The 17804-nt window shown below is 62.9% G+C and carries 12 protein-coding genes; 10 read left to right on the top strand and 2 right to left on the bottom strand.

All coding sequences use genetic code 11. From position 1 onward, the window contains the following. The first annotated feature begins 125 nt into the window (after positions 1-125). The 10 genes from THIVI_RS07155 to THIVI_RS22610 all read left to right on the top strand — a co-directional run bounded on the left by THIVI_RS07155 (position 126) and on the right by THIVI_RS22610 (position 16798). Positions 126-353 carry an AbrB/MazE/SpoVT family DNA-binding domain-containing protein gene (locus THIVI_RS07155; RefSeq protein WP_014777949.1) on the top strand — a complete coding sequence of 76 codons (228 nt, stop codon included), beginning with the start codon at positions 126-128 and terminating at the stop codon, positions 351-353. Continuing rightward, positions 350-745, top strand: a complete 396-nt coding sequence (locus THIVI_RS07150; protein ID WP_014777948.1) for a type II toxin-antitoxin system death-on-curing family toxin — start codon at positions 350-352, stop codon at positions 743-745. Before THIVI_RS07155 ends, THIVI_RS07150 begins: the two co-directional genes overlap by 4 nt. Continuing rightward, positions 742-5283, top strand: coding sequence for a BREX-6 system adenine-specific DNA-methyltransferase PglX (gene pglX, locus THIVI_RS07145; RefSeq protein ID WP_014777947.1), 4542 nt, complete (start codon positions 742-744; stop codon positions 5281-5283). Before THIVI_RS07150 ends, pglX begins: the two co-directional genes overlap by 4 nt. Next, the gene (locus tag THIVI_RS07140; RefSeq protein ID WP_041446877.1) at positions 5283-7913 is read left to right on the top strand and encodes a TrlF family AAA-like ATPase; all 2631 of its coding nucleotides are present in this window, start codon (positions 5283-5285) and stop codon (positions 7911-7913) included. The genes pglX and THIVI_RS07140 overlap by 1 nt, the downstream gene beginning before the upstream one ends. A 6-nt stretch (positions 7914-7919) precedes the next feature. Continuing rightward, entirely contained in the window at positions 7920-9194 is a 1275-nt protein-coding gene (locus THIVI_RS07135) for an RNA-binding domain-containing protein (RefSeq protein WP_014777945.1), read from the top strand. After that, positions 9191-12073 (top strand): BREX-6 system phosphatase PglZ, encoded by a 2883-nt coding sequence (pglZ, locus tag THIVI_RS07130; RefSeq protein WP_014777944.1) that lies wholly within the window; start codon positions 9191-9193, stop codon positions 12071-12073. Before THIVI_RS07135 ends, pglZ begins: the two co-directional genes overlap by 4 nt. Positions 12074-12149: 76 nt before the next feature. Continuing rightward, positions 12150-13475, top strand: coding sequence for a BREX system ATP-binding protein BrxD (gene brxD, locus THIVI_RS07125; RefSeq protein ID WP_014777943.1), 1326 nt, complete (start codon positions 12150-12152; stop codon positions 13473-13475). Beyond that, a complete protein-coding gene (locus tag THIVI_RS07120) occupies positions 13472-13843 on the top strand; it encodes a DEAD/DEAH box helicase (protein WP_041446876.1) in 372 nt (123 codons plus the stop codon). Before brxD ends, THIVI_RS07120 begins: the two co-directional genes overlap by 4 nt. Positions 13844-13891: 48 nt before the next feature. Continuing rightward, on the top strand, positions 13892-15001 hold the full coding sequence (locus tag THIVI_RS07115) for an IS5 family transposase (protein ID WP_041447215.1): 1110 nt from the start codon (positions 13892-13894) through the stop codon (positions 14999-15001). A gap of 39 nt (positions 15002-15040) precedes the next feature. Further along, positions 15041-16798, top strand: a complete 1758-nt coding sequence (locus THIVI_RS22610) for a helicase-related protein (RefSeq protein ID WP_083845817.1) — start codon at positions 15041-15043, stop codon at positions 16796-16798. 44 nt (positions 16799-16842) lie between these two features. Here THIVI_RS22610 and THIVI_RS26035 read toward each other — a convergent pair whose 3' ends face one another. Together THIVI_RS26035 and THIVI_RS07105 are read right to left on the bottom strand one after the other, a co-directional pair. Further along, positions 16843-16977, bottom strand: coding sequence for a hypothetical protein (locus THIVI_RS26035; protein WP_014777942.1), 135 nt, complete (start codon positions 16975-16977; stop codon positions 16843-16845). Beyond that, positions 16971-17582 (bottom strand): P-loop NTPase family protein, encoded by a 612-nt coding sequence (locus tag THIVI_RS07105; protein ID WP_245537393.1) that lies wholly within the window; start codon positions 17580-17582, stop codon positions 16971-16973. Before THIVI_RS07105 ends, THIVI_RS26035 begins: the two co-directional genes overlap by 7 nt. Positions 17583-17804 lie beyond the last annotated feature (222 nt).

The following is a 17804-nucleotide window of genomic DNA, read 5'->3' as shown; positions in this document are numbered from 1 at the left end:
CACCAACCGCAGGTAGCGAAAAGCCCGCGATTGCGGCCCATCAAATCATCGCCCCGATTGGTGCTTGTCTGATGTGCCGAAAGCGGCTGTAATTACCTCGATAATTACAGCCGTTGAGCACCATCATGATCGAACTGAAAGTCGTCAGAGTCGGCAACTCCCTGGGTGTGCGTCTGCCTCGCGAGGCGCTGAATCGTCTGCACCTCGAAGACGGTGATCGGGTGATTCTCACCGAGTCGCCCGAAGGCGGTTATCGCCTGACTCCCTATGACCCCGAATTCGAGTGCCAAATGAAGGTTGCCGAAGAAGGCATGCGCCGCTATCGCAACACCCTCAAGGTCCTGTCGGAATGACCGAGCCGGTCTGGGTCAGACTGGATGTCATGCTGTCGATCCATGAGCGCCTGCTGGCCGATCATGGCGGACCCTCGGGACTCCGCGATGTTGGGTTGCTGGAATCCGCTCTGGCACGGCCACGACAGATCCTCGCCTATGGCGAGCCTGACCTTGCCGATCTTGCCGCGGCCTATGCCGCCGGCATTATTCGCAATCATCCCTTCGTGGACGGAAACAAGCGCTCGGGCTTCATGGCCGCCTATGTGTTTCTTGCCTGCAATGGCCTTTCGTTGACCGCGACCGAGGCGGCGGCGACCCAGGCCGTGCTCGACCTGGCGGCGGGAAAGATCCCGGAGAACGCCTTCGCACAGTGGCTGCGAGACCATGTCGAAGGAATCGATGTCCAATGACCCCCGCCGCCAAGAATGCCCTTGCGACCACCATCCGCGCCCTGCGCGAGCGCCTGCTCGCCGATCTGCACGCAGCCACCGAGTCCGCCTACCGTCTGTCCATCCGCGTTCAGGATGCGGGTCTCAGCGAGGCGGCACAGGCTCGGCGTCGGCGTCTGGAGGGCTGGATCGCCGAGCAGCGGCGTGCCCAGCCGAACGCCGAGATCGCGCGGGACGACGATGACTTTCGGCGCGAGGCCGAGAAGCAGGCCGCCTACACCCTGCTCAATCGGCTGGTGATGCTGCGTCTGCTGGAGGCACCCGGCCCGGCGGGCTCCGAGCATGAGAAGCCGCTGCGTGCCCCGGCCATGCTTACCGGCGGCTGGGAGAGCCAAGCCTACAAGGACTTTCGTCAGCTCGCCCCGGCGCTGGCGCGTGGCGACGAGACCGAGGGCTATGCCTTTCTGCTTCGGCTGGTCTTCGAGGACCTGGCGACCGAGCTGCCGGGTCTCTATGGTTCGGCAGGGGTGGCCGAGCTGATCCCAATCCCGGCCGCCACCTTGCGCCATCTGGTCGAGGCGTTCGATCGGCCGGAGCTGGAATCCTGCTGGCGCGACGACATGACGCTCGGCTGGGTCTACCAGTATTGGAACGACCCCGAGCGCGAGGCGCTCGACGCCAAGCTGCACGGCGGCGCCAAGCTCGCCCCGCACGAGATCGCCAGCAAGACCCAGATGTTCACCGAACGCTACATGGTCGACTGGCTGCTGCAGAACAGCCTGGGCGTGCTCTGGCTGACCATCTGCAGGAAGCACGGCTGGACGCCCGAGGCCGAGACCGACGGCACCCTGGAGCGTTTGGAAGAGCGCCGCGTCGAGTGGCGGGCCAGGCGCGAGTCGGGGGAGGTGACGCTCACCGAGCTGATGCCGCTGCAGACCGACAGCGAGCGCCGTTGGGCCTATTACGTCCCCCAGCCGATCCCGGAGGACGCGGTCGAGCAGGCGCCTGCCAGCCTCCGTGACCTGCGGCTGCTGGATCCGGCGGTGGGCTCGGGTCACTTTCTGGTTGCCGCGCTCGATCTGTTGTTCGCGCTCTACCTTGAAGAGGCGAGGCACCGGCGCCTAGCCGAGCATCCCGACTGGACCGACCGCGCCATCCTCGAGCACATCCTCGCCCACAACCTGCACGGCATCGACCTCGACCCGCGCGCGGTGCAGATCGCCGCTGCGGCGCTCTGGCTTAAGGCGCGCCGGCTGGCGCCTGACGTCCGGCCCGAGCGGCTCAACCTGGTCGCCTCCAACCTGCGTCTGGCGAGCCTGCCGGACGACGACCCGGCGCTGCTGGAGTTGCGCCTTGAGGTCGAGCGCGAGATCGGACTGCCCGCCGCGCTCACCGACACCCTGGTCCATGCACTGCGCGGCGCCGACCATCTGGGCAGCCTGCTGCGCATCGACCGCGCGGTCGAGGAGGCATTGGAGCGGCACGACTTGGAGCTGGGCCGCGAGCTGCCCGCGCAGGGCGATCTGTTCGACGGATTCTCGGAGCCTCAACGCACGCCAATGGGCCGGGAGGAGGCGCGGGCGACTCTGCTCGACCGGTTGGAGCGCTTCCTGGGCAGGCACACCGGCGGCGACGATCTGGGCTTGCGTCTGCGCGGCGAGCAACTGGCCGCCGGGGTGCGCTTCATGCGGATGCTGGGGGCGGGGCGCTACGACCTGGTGGTGGCCAATCCACCCTATCAGGGCACCGCCAAGCTGGCCGACGTGCGCTGGGTCGAGCGCCACTATCCGCTCGGTAAGGCGGACCTCTACGCCGCCTTTCTGCTACGCGGGCTGGAACTGGTGCGCGAGGGTGGGGTGTCGGCCATGCTGACCATGCGCAACTGGATGTTCATCAAGCAGTATGCGGCGCTGCGGGCGCATCTGCTGGAGCGGTTCGATCTGCGGGCGTTGGGGGATTTCGATCGCGGTGCGTTCGAAGACGTGCCGGATGAGGTCGTGAGTGTGGCCGTGAGCGTCTTCCGCAAGAGTGACCCTTGCGGCGAGAGCGTGGCGATCTGTCCGACGCCGCGGGATGATCGGTCACGGGATGGCGAGCGGACGCAGCGGAAGCGGGTGGCGACGGTTTGTCAGATTGGGCGGTGCAAGTTCGATCCGGCGGTGTTGAAGGTGGTGGCTGAGTGGCCGCTAGTCTATTGGTGGGACAATAGCTTCATTAAGCATTACGATGCTTTGCCGAAATTCGGTGATCTATACGAAATTAGGCAGGGATTATGCACTGGTGATAATGCAAGAGCACTTAGATTTTGTTGGGAAGTCAAGCAATATCAAGTCAAGGTATCTGCGAATCGAAACGACCTTTTTGGGAACTCAATTTGGCTTCCTTTTATGAAAGGAGGGGAAGGTAGGGCATGGGAAGAACCGCTTTTATTAGTGGTTAATTGGTGCTTCAATGGACTGGAAATAAAAGTGGGGCATGAAGCGGGTTTGTTAGCTGCAAGGCCGCAAAATGAAGCATTTTATTTAACGCGCGGGGTAGCAGTACAAACGACTGGATCAGACTTCTCGGCAAGACTTCATCGCTACAACTCGGTATTCGGTGACAAAGCGCGATCGATTTTCCCGGAAAACTCGTATCAAGTCGTAGCTTTGCTGAATTCAGCCAAGGCGCGTGAGCTTGTCTCCGCCCTTAATCCGACTATTGATTTTACTGTAGGTGATCTAAAGCGATTGCCATTTTGGCCCGTTCCGGAATCACGTGCCTTGGTCGAGCTGATCGAGCATGCTTTTACGGAACATGAAGTCCATCGCGAGCCTTCGGTCGAATTCAAACATCCCGGCCCCTCACCCTGGCGCCATGCCCAAGACTGGGCTCAGACTGCCGTCGACCGTCCCGAGGGCGCCCCGCTGCCGGACTATGCGCCAGAGTATGACCTCGAGCCGCCGACCGACCATCTGAGCTTCGCGCTCGGTGTCGCGCTCGGTCGCTTCGGCGGCGGTCCGGGGCTGGGCGGGGAGGGCATCCTCGACCCCCAGAGCGCCGATCTCACGCACGCGCTGCCCGACGGCCTCTGTTTCCTCGACATCACCCTTGATGCCGAGGACCGGCGGGACAGTCTGGGCCATCCCGCCGCCGCCCCGCTGCACGCGGCCTGGGACCGATACGGTCCGGCCCTCGACACCCGGCGCAAGTCGCTGCGCGAATGGCTGGCGCTCGACTGTTTCAAGGACGTGCACCGCTCGATGTACGAGAACCGCCCGATCCACTGGTCGCTGTCCTCGGCCAACCGCACCTTCGTCGCCTGGGTCAACATCCATCGCTTCACCGAGCGGACACTGCGCCTGCTGCTCGCCGATCATCTGCAACCGGCACTCACACGGCTCGACGGGACGCTCGCCGATCTGCGCGCCGCCCGCGACGGCGCCGACCCCAAGGCGGCGCGAGCGGCCGAGCGCCGGCTCGCCGTTTCGCTCAAGGCCCGCGACGAGCTGGCCGACTTCATCGCCGCGGTTGAGCAGTGCGCCGATCGCGGACCGCCGCCGACCGACCCCAAGTGCCCGGCGCGCGAGCGCGACGCCCGCTACGACCCCGACCTCGACGACGGCGTCATGATCAACGCAGCCGCCCTCTGGCCGCTGCTCGATCCCCAATGGAAAGACCCCAGGAAATGGTGGAAGGAGCTGGCCAGCAGCCAGGGCAAGAAGGACTACGACTGGTCGCATCTGGCCATGCGCTATTGGCCCGAGCGGGTCGACCGCAAATGCCAGGCCGATCCCTCGCTCGGCGTTGCCCACGGCTGTTTCTGGCGCTACCACCCGGCCCGCGCCTGGGCCTGGGAACTGCGCCTCCAGGACGAGATCGCCCCCGATTTCCGCATCGAAGAGCCGCCGTATCGACCCGGCGGCGATGATATTGGTGACCCCGGAGATGATCTGCACCGCGATGCCTTCCTGCGCGAAAATCCCGAGAAGGCCCTCGAAATCGTTGAGAAAGAGGCCGAGCGCCGCATCGGACGGGGCGACCAACGCAATGTGGTTTCCGAGTTGATCCTGCTCGAGTCTGGCCTCTGGACCGCGCGCCCCGGTCTGATCTGGGCGATGGAGCTGCGCCTTTCCGGTAGGCAGGATGCCCATTTTCGTTTGCGGGCACCCGACGAGCCACACGCCCGCGCCGACTTCCTGCGCGACTGCCCGCAGCAGGCATTGGCCGCAATCGAGCGGGAAGCCGAGCGGCGCATACGCAGTCGCGGCAGGCGTCGTCCTGTCCCCGAGCTTTGCATCCTCGAAGCGGGACTCTGGTCGGCACTGCCCGCTAAGGTTTGGGAGATTGAGCTGCGTCTTGCCGGCAGGCAACTAGCCGATTTCCACTTCCGTGCGCCCGATGAGCGGGAGGCGCGCGCCGCATTTGAAACCGAGAATCCAGGATTCGTCCGAGACCGGGAGGCGTTCATCGCCAGCCTGGTCGTCCAGCAAGAAATCTTCGACGGCACCGATGATGCCGGCGAAGAGGAGCCAAGTGACGAAGGTATGGCTGAGGAAGACGAAGAGGAGGTCGAGTAGTGAGCGCTTCTTTCAGCTATGCCCGATTTTGGAGATGCGCCTTGCAGGTCAATCCTGAAGGCTATAGCCGGGCCTATCGAGGACAGGATCACGGTCTGGGCGGCGAGGCATATTTGGAAGCCTTGCTGAAAGCCTGTCAGGAGGCGGGTATCGAGGTCGTGGGCATTGCCGATCATGGGAGCGTCTCGGATGTGGATCGCATCCGTCATTTCCTATCACCGCACGGCATCCTGGTATTTCCTGGCTTCGAGGTCACGACAACCGAAAAGATACACTGGGTTTGCCTGTTCGATGAAAGCACGACCACCCAGCAGCTCAATCATTATCTCTGGAAATTTGAGTTGACGGACTCCGAGGATAAGGTCAAGCCATCCCAACTCGGCGGCGAAGAGTTGCTTCGGATCGTGCAGGATGAATGGGGCGGATTCTGCTATGCGGCACATGCCACCCAAGCCAACGGTTTGCTGAAACAGAAGGCGAATCATCTGTGGAAGTCTACACATCTGAGAGCGGCACAGATTCCGGGGTCGGTTGATGACTTGCCGGTCGAATACAAGCAGATCGCAAAGAATCAGAATCCCGACTATCGGCGTGAGACTCAACTCGCCATCATCAACGCAAGCGATGTGTCTCAACCGGAAGATCTGCTGGCCCCCTCGGCATCCTGCTACATCAAGATGACCCGGCCGACCTTCGCGTCGTTTCTCACCGCGTTCAAGGATCCCGAGTCGCGCATGCGTCTCCATCACCAAATGGCCGAGCACCACTACGGGCGTATCAAACGACTTCAGATCACCGGCGGCTATTTCGAGAATGTGACCATTGACTTCTCGGACCACCTGAATGCCGCTATCGGCGGAAGGGGGACTGGCAAGTCCACGCTGCTGGAGTGTCTGCGGTACGCCCTCGATGTCGACTACAAGGGCACCGAGGCCAAACGGCTGGGTGAGCAGATCGTCAAGGCGAATCTCGGTGGAGCGGGCCGGGTGGAGCTGGAGGTGATTTCGGCCGCCAATCAAGGCCAGAGCTACCGGGTCGTTCGTCGATACGGTGAGCCGCCGCGCGTCCTCGATGCCGCTGGCAATGTCTCCAATCTTCATCCGGGTCGCGATCTTTTCCCGGGGATCGAGATCTATGGCCAGAACGAAATCTACGAGCTCGCCCGAGATCCGTCTGCGCTCACCCGAATTCTTGAACGGTTCCTTCCGGACGAGGCGAAGCAGGCGTCTCAGTTGGCACATATCAGGAAGCGGTTGACCGACAACGCCGCGACGCTGGAGCGCGCCCACACGAGCCAGGACGACCTGGAGCAGGTCATCGAGCGACTGCCCAAGCTGACTGAGCAGGCTGCGCAGTTCAAGGCTCTGGGGATCGACGAAAAGCTGAAGCAGGTGCCTTTGCTGGAAAGGGAGCGTCAGCTCAAGCCACGCATGGATGAAGAGGTCCAGCGGGTCGAGGAGGCTGCACAAGTCTTGGCGGATTCCTTGCCCGACCCCGTTTTTCTTAGCGACAAGGCATTGGACGGACTGCCCCATGCGGGGCTGCTTGGCGGTGGTCGGGAGATCCTCGAAGCACTGAAGACAGCCGCCAGCAAGAGCCTGGGCGAGCTGCGTACTGCCGTTTCGACGGCCCGTACTGGTCTGAGCACACTAGGACAGGAGCTTGCGGCCGCACTCGACACGGCGGAGCAGGCGCTGGAAGCCGAGTTCGCCAAGCTTCCGGATGTGTCTGGCCGCAGCGGCAAGGAGGTCGGTCGCGCCTATCAAGCTTTGCTGCGGGAGATTGAGCAGATCCAGCCGAAACAGACCAATTTGGATGTCGCCCGGAAACTGACCGAAACGCTCGATCAAGACCGACGCAATCTCCTCGGGGAGCTGTCTGATTTGCGCGCCCGACGCACGCAGGAACTGCAAGCCGCCGCCAAGCGGCTCAACAAGCGTTTGCGCGGCAAGCTGCGGATCAATGTCGTTCCAGGTGGAAACCGTGCGGCGTTGAAGGCTTGGCTCTGCGAACTCCCAGGAATCAACGAAAAACGGGCGGGTTGGATCGACGAGGCCGAGGCGCTGAGTATTCCGACCCTGGTTGAGGCTATTCGCAAGGGGGACGAGGGGCTAAGGGGCCTCGGCTGGGGCATGACCTCGGGAACGATCGAGAAACTGACCAGATTGACCGAAAAACAGCTCATGGATCTGGAGATGATCGATCTCGAGGATCAGATCGATCTTCAGCTCAACATTTCGCATGAGGGGGAGCGCTACAAATCCCTCCACGATCTCTCGACCGGTCAGCAATGCACGACGATTCTTCACCTGCTGCTGCTGGATAATCAGGATCCATTGATCATGGATCAGCCGGAGGACAACCTCGACAACGCCTTCATCGCGGAGCGGATCGTTCGGGAGTTGCGGGAGGCGAAGACCAGCCGGCAGTTCATCTTTGCAACTCATAACGCCAACATCCCGGTTTTCGGCGATGCCGAGTGGATCGGTGTCTTCACCGCGACCGAGGAACATGGTTGTCTGGAGGCGCAAGGCTCGATCGATGTTCCGGAAATCCGTGACCAGGCGGCCCGCATCCTCGAAGGTGGCAAGCCGGCCTTCATCCAACGCCAAGCGAAGTATGGCTATTGACCGACCATGACTAAAAGCGAGCTATTGGAACTCATCGCCAATGGCGAAAACTCCGGCGTTGAATTCAAACGTGACGATGTCCGTCCAGAGCAGGTTGCCAAGGAACTCGTCGCCTTGGCGAATTTCCAGGGTGGACGCCTGCTCCTCGGTGTTGAGGACGACGGCACGCCGACCGGCATTCAGCGGCCGAATCTCGAAGAGTGGCTGATGGATACGGTGTTCGGTCAGTACGTGCATCCAATGATTCTGCCGTTCTATGAAGAGGTGCAGGTCGAGCCGGACGTGCGTGTGGCTGTCGTGTCGTTGACGCAGGGAACTGCCAAGCCCTATGTGGTGCGCTTCAAGGGGAGCGAGGAGGTCTATGTCCGCGTCGGCAGCGTCTCGCGTAAGGCGACGCGCGAGCAGCAGGCGCGTCTGTTCGCACTCGGCGGCATGCTCCACACCGAGCTGTTGCCGGTCTCGGGTACGGGGCTGGACGATCTCGACCTTGAACGGCTGCGGGATTATCTGCAGAACGTCATCCAGGATCCGGAGGTTCCTGTGAATCCGGCAGCCTGGGAGCGGCGCCTCTCCGGCATGGGATTCATGACGGAGAGACAGACGGATGCATCCGTCTGCACCATTGCCGGCATCGTGCTTTTCGGGCGGCGGCCACGGCGTGCCCTGCGTCAGGCGGGCGTGCGCTGGATGGCGTTCGATGCCGACACGATGGAGTATGCGGCGGCCGATGACGCGGTGATCGATGATGCCTTGGTGGGTTTTTGGCGCGACAAGGAGGGATCTCGCGAATTCGAGCGTGGCGGGCTCTTGGAGCGGCTCCTGGAGCGGATGCAACCTTTCGTGAGCGATGAGTCTCCCACGCTCAGCGATGGCATCCGACGCGACCGGTATTGGCGGTATCCACGCGAAGCGCTCCGGGAGGCGATCGTGAACGCCTTTGCGCACCGTGACTGGACGCGCGTCGAGGATGTCGAAGTGGTTCAGTATCGCGATCGGTTGGAGGTCAAGAGTCCGGGCGCTTTGCAGAATTCCATGACGGTCGAGAAGATGCTCGCCGGCCAGCGTTCGCCGCGTAATCCGTTGATCGTGGATGTCTTGCGAGACTATGGCTATGTCGATGCGCGCGGGATGGGGGTGCGGACCAAGATCGTGCCATTGCTGACCAGGCTCAACGGTCGGCCGCCGGATTTCGAGGCAACGGAAGACTATTTGCTCGTGCGTATGTACGAGTCGGCATCGGGCTCCGGGCCGGACGCGAAGCTCGTTGCGGATCCATCATGACGATCGATCTCGGCCCTGTTTCCAAAACGCTCGAAGCCGAGGTACGCACCTGGGTGCGTCGAAACGGCACCGTCGTCTGGCTCGATCTGGACAACCACTACTCGGGTTTCGTCGACCGGCTCGCGGCCCGGCGTGACGCAGGTGAGCTGCCCTACGAGGTACGCGCCTTCCGCGGCAGTCATCTGGCGTTGATCTTGGCGCCCGAGGAAGTATCCGTAGGCGTCGATCGACTTCCTCTGTTGTTACACCTGCCAGGCTTCAACGAGGAGACCGTACGTGAGACGCCGCTCTACGAACTCTATGTCGCCGGGTCGCGCTATCGCAAGGCACTCGACACCCTGATCACGGAGGCGGCGGCCGGCCAGGTGACGCCTGAGCAGATTGCGGCCTTCAGGACGCAGCCGGAGACGACGCTTGAGGGAGCGGACGTCTGGCTGGCAGCGCTGCTCGACGAGAGTTCGAACGAGCTCGTCACCCTGTTGCGCTCGCTGCAGCCGACAGCGGTGCTCGACGATCTCCTTGGGGGTGGCTTCATCGCCGGTCAGCTGGGCCAGCCGGAAGCGGAATCCGCGCTCTGGGAGCAGATCCGGGTCTGGACTGGCTGGCCGTCCACCTGGCGCGAAACGGCGCTGCCGTCGGTTGCGTCGCGGGCGCGTCTGAGCGCCGAGGAGGTTGCCTTTGCCGCTGCGGCCTGGGCGCTCTGCGTCGAGTACGTCCATGATCTCAAGCGGCCGCCTGTCAGCGCGGTACTCGCCGGTGCGATCGATCTGCCACCGAGTTTGACCGAGACCTGTCGGACGCTGGCAACCCATCTGCGCGCGCGTCATCCGGGCTTTTATCAGCGCTGTGCCGATGAGACCGAGGCTTTGCTGGCGGAAGAGGTGGAGACCGCGAAGGCGGAGGACCTCGGGCGAATCGACACCTTCCGATTCGAGGAAGACAGGGTACTGAAAGCCGCATTCGCTGCCCTGCAATCCTCGGACTGGATGCGCGCGTTGGAGTGGGCGGATCTGCGGATCGGAGCGAAGTCGAAGCAGCCCTCCTTCTGGGTGCGCGATGACCTGGCGCGAACCTCGGCTTGGCAACTGGTGCTGGCCGCCGCCCAGCTGGGACAAGCGATCGCGCAAGCAGGAACGCTCGGCGCTGTCGGGGATCTCGTCACCGCCATCAGTGCCTACACCGAGCGCGGAGCGGCGGTGGATCAAACGCACCGGCATTTGGAGCAGCGACGCGTGGCCCTGCTCTATCCACAACTTCCTGAGTTCGAGAGTCTGCGTTCCTGTCTCGATCGTTTGCGGGGGCATTGGCGTTCCTGGGCGGACGCTTGGGCGCGAGATTTCAACGCCCGCTGCCGCGCTCATGGATTTCTGCCGGAAGCAGGGTTGCAGCAGCGACATCTGTTCGACGAGCAGGTCAGGCCGCTGACCGGGGAATCTGGCACCACGGCCTATTTTCTCATTGATGCTTTCCGTTATGAGATGGCCGATGAGCTTTATCGCCAGCTAGTGGATACACCGGCGACGACGGTCACCCTGAAGCCCTGTCTGGCGGAGTTGCCAACCTGTACCGAAGTCGGCATGAACCTTTTGGCACCAGTCGCGACGCGCGGACGCGTGAGTCCGGTACTCTCAACTGAGGGGGGCGGGGGGCGCGTGCTGGGATTCACTCGCGGAGAGTTTCGCGTGACGGATCCCGCCACCCGTCAAAGGGCCATCCATGATCGGGTTGGCGGTGGAACCTGTCCCTGGCTGACGTTGGACGAGGTGGTGACCCGCGATCCTGTTTCGCTCAAGCGGGCGATTGCCCAGGCGAGACTGGTGGTCGTGCATAGCCAGGAGATCGATGATGCCGGGGAAAAGGGCGTCGGTCCGGCCGTGTTCGAGCATGTCATGCAGAAGCTGCGCGCCGGATGGCGCCTCCTGCGCGATGCGGGGGTGCGCCGCTTCGTTCTGACGGCGGATCACGGCTTCCTGCTCCTCGATCCACAGGCCGCTGCCGTGCAGACACACGGGCGTCGGATCGATCCAGGGCGTCGGCATGTCTTTTCCCCGGCCGCGGCGGATCACCCGGGCGAGGTCAGGGTGGCGCTGGCCGAGCTGGGGTATGAGGGTGTGGCAGGGCATCTGATGTTCCCCGAGAGCACCGCCTTGTTCGATACCGGACGACCTCGCAGGGGCTTTGCGCACGGCGGCAACAGTCTCCAGGAGCGTGTCATCCCGGTGCTCACGCTGGTGCATCGGGCGGCCGCGGGTGGCAGCGCACAGCGCTATGTCGTCTGGGGTGAGCGGCGCGAAGGTGTGGCAGGCATGCACTGTGTCGCGGTGCGGATCGAGGCCGCCGTCCAGTGCGAGCTCGACTTCGGCAGTCCGCGCGAGCTCGAGTTGGCCTTGCGCGTGCCTGAGGCGGCGGATGTTCAGGTTGAGCTGTGCCAGACGCGTGGTCCGGCACGCCTGGTCGGTGGCGGCGTGCGGGCGCAGGTCGGTGCACCCTTCGAGCTGTTCTTCCGCCTGTCCGGATCCTCTGACGCCCGGGTGTTGATCGAGCTGTATCATCCGGGTGCCGCAGCGGATGTCGAATCCGGCATGCCAGAGGCGCGCTTCGCTGTGGCCGCAGCGGGAATGAGCGGCACGCCATCATTGAGAGATCCAGCGGGCACGCCCGATGTCTGGCTCGAGCGGCTGCCTGAGGGCGGTGTCCGCCAACTCTTTGCGCACCTGGCACAGCATGGTGTCGTGACCGAGAGCGAGGCGGCCAGCATGCTGGGCGGGCAGCGGGGTTTGCGGCGCTTTTCGCTAGAATTCGAGTCCTTCGCGGTCAAGGTCCCCTTTGCGGTGCGCATCGATTTGATCGGAGGGGTGAAGCGCTATGTTCGCGATTGAACCGCGCCCAGCGCGGTATGCGATTTGTTTGGATCGAATCACTGACCACTGACCACTGACCACTGACCACTAAAAAATGACTACATTGACCCGCAAGGATGTCGAGCATGTCTTCGAATCGTTGCGCAAGGGTTTGGTCCCCGAGCGAGGGATCGATGCCTTTGGCGTCGGGTGCGAGAAGCCTCGCGGCGAGCTGCATCGGCAGTTGGACTTGGCCGGGAACGGGGAGGGCACCATCAAGTTTTTGCGAGGTGGCTATGGCTGCGGCAAGACTTTCATGGCGCGTCTCGCGTTGCTCGATGCTCAGGCGCGCGGGTTTGCGACCAGCTTTGTTGTCGTCTCCGACAATGACCTGCGCTTCCACCGTTTTGACGACATTTACCGCAAGGTGCTCGCAGAGCTGAGCACGACGGCGTGTCCGCGCGGCGCTTTGGGCGATATCCTGGATCGCTGGATTGGACGGATCGAGGCGGCGCTGATCGCCGTTGGCGAAGACGAGCAGGCCGCTGATTTCGATGATCGCGTCCGGCAGCGACTGGATGAGGATCTCTCCTCGCTGACGGGCGGACAGGCGCCGCAGGATTTCATCCGGGTCGTGCAGCGGGTCTTCGACCTCAAGCAGGCCGGTGACTCGAGCAGCGCGGGTGCGCTGCTCTCCTGGCTCTGCGGCAGCGGAAATGTCGCGTCTTCGATCAAGCAGACGGCCGGGGTCAAGGGGGACATTGGTAGCCGCGATGCGCTCGATTATCTGCGCGGCGTGCTGGAGATCGTGAAGGCGGCGGGTTATGCGGGCCTGGTCATCGTCATCGACGAGGCCGAGACGATCCTGCGGATGCGAGCCGATTCGCGGCATAAATCGCTCAACGGGATCCGCCAGATCGCCGATGCGGCCGGATCCTATCCGGGGCTGGTCTGGCTCTTCACCGGGACGCCAGAGTTCTTCGACAGCCGTCATGGGGTGGCCGGTCTGACGCCCTTGCATGAGCGGATCCGCTTCCTCCAGCAGGGACGTTTCGCGAGCCTGCGTCAAGCCCAGCTTGCACTCGCCCCCTTCGATGCCGAGCGTCTGCGCGCCGTGGCGCTGCGTCTGCGCGAGATCTACCCCGCTCAGGATCGGGCGAGACTGGAAACCTGTATCAGCACGACCTTCGTCGATCGACTGGTCACTGAAGTCACCAGGGGTTTCAAAGGCGATGTGGGTGTCGTGCCCAGACAGTTCCTGCGCGAACTCGTCAATCAGCTGGATTTGGTCGAGGAGCACGCCGACTACGATCCCATGACCGAGTATGGCTTCAGGCCAGACCAGCTTAGTGCGGAGGAGCAACACCTGCTTGCTGGTGTGTCATCAAGCGATGTCGATGCAGAGGATGAGGCTTTGATTCCCCAGGAAGATGTCTGGTGAGCGTCTTTGCGCGCTTCGCACCGCGCCTGCAACAAGCCATCGTCGCCCAGCTCGGCTGGACGAGTCTGCGCCCAGTGCAGGAGGATGCGGGCGAGGCACTCCTAGCGGGCGACAACGCCATCATCCTTGCGCCGACAGCAGGAGGTAAGACCGAGGCGGCTATCTTCCCGCTCCTGTCGCAATTCATTGAGTCACCGCCCGAAGGGCTGGGCGCCATCTATATCGCACCGATCAAGGCGCTGCTCAACAACCAGTCCGAGCGGCTCGGTCACTATACCGAAATGGTTGGGCTGAGACGGTTCGTCTGGCACGGCGACACGGCCGATCATCTGCGCCGCGGTTTTCTGAGAGGGTGTAGACAAAAATAATTGAGCTGCTATTTGTATACCAGTCTACAACTGAGCTGGTGTGCGCTGATGTCGAAAGCTGGTCGTCCCCCCAAGATTCACGAGGCGGAGCAAGCGGTATTGCGTCAAATTGTCACGGATCGCCCGACCTCCACGCTGTCAGAGATTGCCCGGGAACTCGCGGCACGGACGGGAATCGAGGCTCATGAAGCAACGATTCGCAAGTCCTTGCGGGAGGCGGGCGTCACGCGCCTCCGGGGCGAGAGTGGTCTCGAGGCGCAAGCGCGCGCAACGCCGCGTCGGTATGGGTATACGGATGCGCATCGTCGCCACGACCCCGACCAAAGCTACCCAAGTTGTCTGACCGATGCGGAGTGGGACTTGGTCGCCGCTCTCTTTGAGATGCCGGGCGGGCGGGGTCAACCGCCCCGCGTGTCGCGCCGGAGCATCCTGGAGGCGTGTTGCTACGTGGTGCGCACGGGGTGCGCGTGGCGGATGCTGCCGCACGATTTCGCGCCTTGGCAGAATGTCTACAAGACGTTTCGCCGTTGGAGTGCGGCTGGGAAGTTTGAGCAGATGCATGATCGACTGCGGGGGCAATGGCGCGAACGCGAGGGGCGTGAGATCGCGCCGACGGCGGCGGTGCTGGATGCGCAATCGACCCGCGGCTCGCCGCAGGGTGGACCGAGCGGCTTTGATGCGGGCAAGCAGGTCAAGGGGCGCAAGCGCAGCCTGGTGGTCGATACCTTGGGGTTCGTGTTGGCGGTGAGCGTGGTCGCGGCCAATCTTCAGGACCGCGATGCCGCCTCGGGCGCCGTCGCTGACGCGGCCGCCAAGTACCCCCAGATCAACACGCTGTTTGTCGATAGCGCCTACGCCGGTCAATTTGCCCAAACCACCGAGCAGACCCACGCGATCCGCGTGGAAGTCGTGCGCCATCCAGCCAACAAAAGCGTTGGCTCCTGGCACGTGGACGGGGCGCCTGACCGAGTGGTGATCGCCAACGCCGACGGCTTCGTTCCGCTGCCGAAGCGCTGGGTTGTCGAGCGCACCCATGCGTGGAATGAGCGTGCCCGTCGATTGATCATGCATCATGACCGTCTGCCAGCGGTCTCCGAAACCTGGGTTTGGCTGGCGGAGGCGCGCATCCTGCTGCGGCGGTTGACCACAACGGTTTGATTTTGTCTACACCCTCTGAGAGCGCCTGCTGAATTGCTGATGACAACGCCGGAATCGCTGGAAGTCATGTTGATTTCTCCGCGCCTGGATGCCGCACGTCTATTCAGTGATTTGCGTCTGGTCATTATCGATGAGATTCATGCCTTGGCCGGAACCGATCGCGGTGCGCACCTGATGAGCGTGATCGAGCGGGTGGCGCGGGTGTCACGGCATGATTTGCAGCGCGTGGGCCTGAGCGCGGCCGTTGGCAATCCGGATGCGATCTTGGCATGGCTCGCGGGAACCTCGCGGCGCGGCGCCCGGATCGTCAATCCGACGCGAGTGCCGGGGCGTCGGCAACTGCTGATCTGCCATCGGCCTGACCTCATTCCGTTGGCGCAGGCTGCCGCGCATGTCGGCAAGGGGCAAAAGATCCTCTTGTTCTGCCAATCGCGCGCAACGTCCGAGGCGGTCGCCGAAACCATGCGTCGCGCTGGGACTGCTGTCTTCGTGCATCACAGCGCGGTTTCGCGCGAGGAGCGTGCGCTCGCTGAAGAGCGCTTTCACCATGGGTCCGATGCCTGCATCGTCTGTACCTCGACGCTGGAGCTCGGGATCGACGTGGGGGATCTCGATCGGGTCCTTCAGGCGGAGGCGCCTGACACCGTCAGCGCCTTTCTCCAGCGCATGGGCCGGACCGGGCGTCGGGCCGGGCAAGCGGCCAATATGACCTTCTTCTGTACCTGTGCGGAGTCGGTCTTGCAGTCCATCGCGTTGGTGGAGCTGGCCAAGTCAGGATGGGTGGAATCTGTTGTGGTCGATCGCCGCTGCTGGCCGGTGCTCATCCATCAGTTGCTTGCATTGGCACTGGCGACCGATGGGGTTACTGTCGACGACGCTTGGGCTCAGCTCTCGCGCGTTCCAGATTTTCAGGGCATCCAGCGCGAGGAATTCGACCGCCTGCTCGACTGGATGCTGCGCGACCAGAGTCTGCGGTTGGCGTCCGGTCGGCTCGTGCTGGGTCCCAAGTCAGAGCGGCTGTTCGGCCGGCGCAACTTCATGGAACTGTATGCCGTCTTCGAGAGTCCGCAGACCTATCAGGTCCAGACCACGGCTGGCGAGCCGCTCGGAACCCTGAGCCAGACCTTTGTCGATCGTCTGGTCGAAGAGGTTAGCTGCTTCCTGCTGGGTGGTCGTGCGTGGGTCACGCTGCGCCTTGAGCATCAGGGGCGTCGGGTCGTGGTCGAGCGAGCGCCACGGGGTCGGGAGCCGAGCTGGGGAGGCTTCTTGCCCCAGTTTCTGGGGTATGAGGTTTGCGAGCGCATCCGGCTTATCCTGGCGGACGGGGAAGTGTTCGGCTATCTCGACTCCGAAGCCAACAAGCTACTGGCGTCGCAGCGTGAAGCGATGCTGGGTGTGGTGGGGTCTGATGCCGATGCCTTCGAGGCATCAGACGGCGAGATTCGCTGGTGGACGTTTGCCGGTGGACGGATCAACTCTACCTTGCGGTATGCAATTCAGGCGATCAGCGAAGATTGGACGGTGGTCCCAAGCAACTTCTGGATCAGGGTGCGAGGGAAGGATCTTGATGCACCCGCTTTTCGCGTCTGCCTGAAGCGACTCGGTGAGCCGATGCTTTGGCAGGATGAAGCACTCTGGATGGATGTTGCGGAGTCGCTGCCCAATTACCGCATGAGTAAGTTCCAGTCACTGATGCCGGCATGGGTCGAACGCGAAGTCCTTGCACGGTACCTCCTCGATGTTCAAGGAGCCAGACATTGGCTGAGGGCTGCAGACCTCGGATCAGTCGCGGCCTGAGCACGCTCAGGTCAGACTGGACTCTGATGGCGATGCTGATCTCTTCAACTGATACCTTGCGTGGGGAAGACTTGGTCGAGCTGTGACCAGAGATCCTGCTTCACCCTGCGGATGCGCATCTGTGGCATCAGCCGAAGTTGCGCGATCGCCTCGTCGAAGGTCCAGCGATTCTTCAACATCTGCTCCACATCCTGCCCGAATGTAGCCACCGGGTATTTCGGTAGGGTGATCCAGCCGAGGATACGTTCCTCGAATGGCCGGAACAGATCCAGCTCCGCGACCGGGCGACCGGGCGACCGCGATGCTCCAGGGCGCCCAGATGCGCGTTGAGCCAGATCAGGGTCGGTACCCGTGTGTGGTCCAGGACCGCCTTGGTGCTGCTCAGGGTTTCGGCGACATCCGGACCGCCGGCGATGACGGAGTTGATGACCACTCGCACGCCCAATCCCTCCAGGACCGTGAAGAGGTCGTTTTCAACCGCATAGGCCATCAAGGGCTGGAAACCGTTGCTGCCGACATCGACGACGAAGTGCGTCATGTCATCCGCCGCCGAGAGGATCTCGACCAGCCGGTCGAAGGTGCGCGGATTGACCACATGCTCTTCCGCGAGCTTGAGGTAGTCGCAGCGCAGCGGCTGGTAGCGCAGCAGGGTCGGGTTGGTGGTGTCTGTATCGATGCACCTCAGCGGGACATCGGCTTCGAGGAGGTACTGCGCCAGGATCGAGGAGACGTAGCTTTTCCCGACGCCGCCCTTGGCCTGGAGGGTGATGTAGAGCTCGGACATGAGCGGATTCCTTTGGAATGGTTTGGCTTCGCGGCGATCGAAGGGCAGGGCGATGCGGTCTGGGTGTTTGACGGCAAGCGCATTCCGCAGCACCTGGCCATCCGGCGCAGGGTCGCTGGACGCTGCCATCCATGGTTCCCGCTAACTGAGATCATCAATGTCCGCAGTCGGATCCCAGTCGAAGGTCGTGGGCCGGACGATGGCCGACGGTTTCCCTGACGC

Source organism: Thiocystis violascens DSM 198 (assembly GCF_000227745.2).
Taxonomy (GTDB): domain Bacteria; phylum Pseudomonadota; class Gammaproteobacteria; order Chromatiales; family Chromatiaceae; genus Chromatium; species Chromatium violascens.
This window is presented reverse-complemented; position numbering and strand designations above follow the sequence as displayed.

Excerpts from the sequence above, each read along its gene's own strand:
- THIVI_RS07155 (WP_014777949.1), top strand. The coding sequence starts at position 126 with ATGATCGAACTGAAAGTCGTCAGAGTCGGCAACTCCCTGGGTGTGCGT.
- THIVI_RS07150 (WP_014777948.1), top strand. The coding sequence starts at position 350 with ATGACCGAGCCGGTCTGGGTCAGACTGGATGTCATGCTGTCGATCCAT.
- pglX (WP_014777947.1), top strand. The coding sequence starts at position 742 with ATGACCCCCGCCGCCAAGAATGCCCTTGCGACCACCATCCGCGCCCTG.
- THIVI_RS07135 (WP_014777945.1), top strand. The coding sequence starts at position 7,920 with ATGACTAAAAGCGAGCTATTGGAACTCATCGCCAATGGCGAAAACTCC.
- pglZ (WP_014777944.1), top strand. The coding sequence starts at position 9,191 with ATGACGATCGATCTCGGCCCTGTTTCCAAAACGCTCGAAGCCGAGGTA.
- brxD (WP_014777943.1), top strand. The coding sequence starts at position 12,150 with ATGACTACATTGACCCGCAAGGATGTCGAGCATGTCTTCGAATCGTTG.
- THIVI_RS07115 (WP_041447215.1), top strand. The coding sequence starts at position 13,892 with ATGTCGAAAGCTGGTCGTCCCCCCAAGATTCACGAGGCGGAGCAAGCG.
- THIVI_RS22610 (WP_083845817.1), top strand. The coding sequence starts at position 15,041 with ATGACAACGCCGGAATCGCTGGAAGTCATGTTGATTTCTCCGCGCCTG.
- THIVI_RS26035 (WP_014777942.1), bottom strand. The coding sequence starts at position 16,977 with ATGTTGAAGAATCGCTGGACCTTCGACGAGGCGATCGCGCAACTTCGG.
- THIVI_RS07105 (WP_245537393.1), bottom strand. The coding sequence starts at position 17,582 with ATGTCCGAGCTCTACATCACCCTCCAGGCCAAGGGCGGCGTCGGGAAA.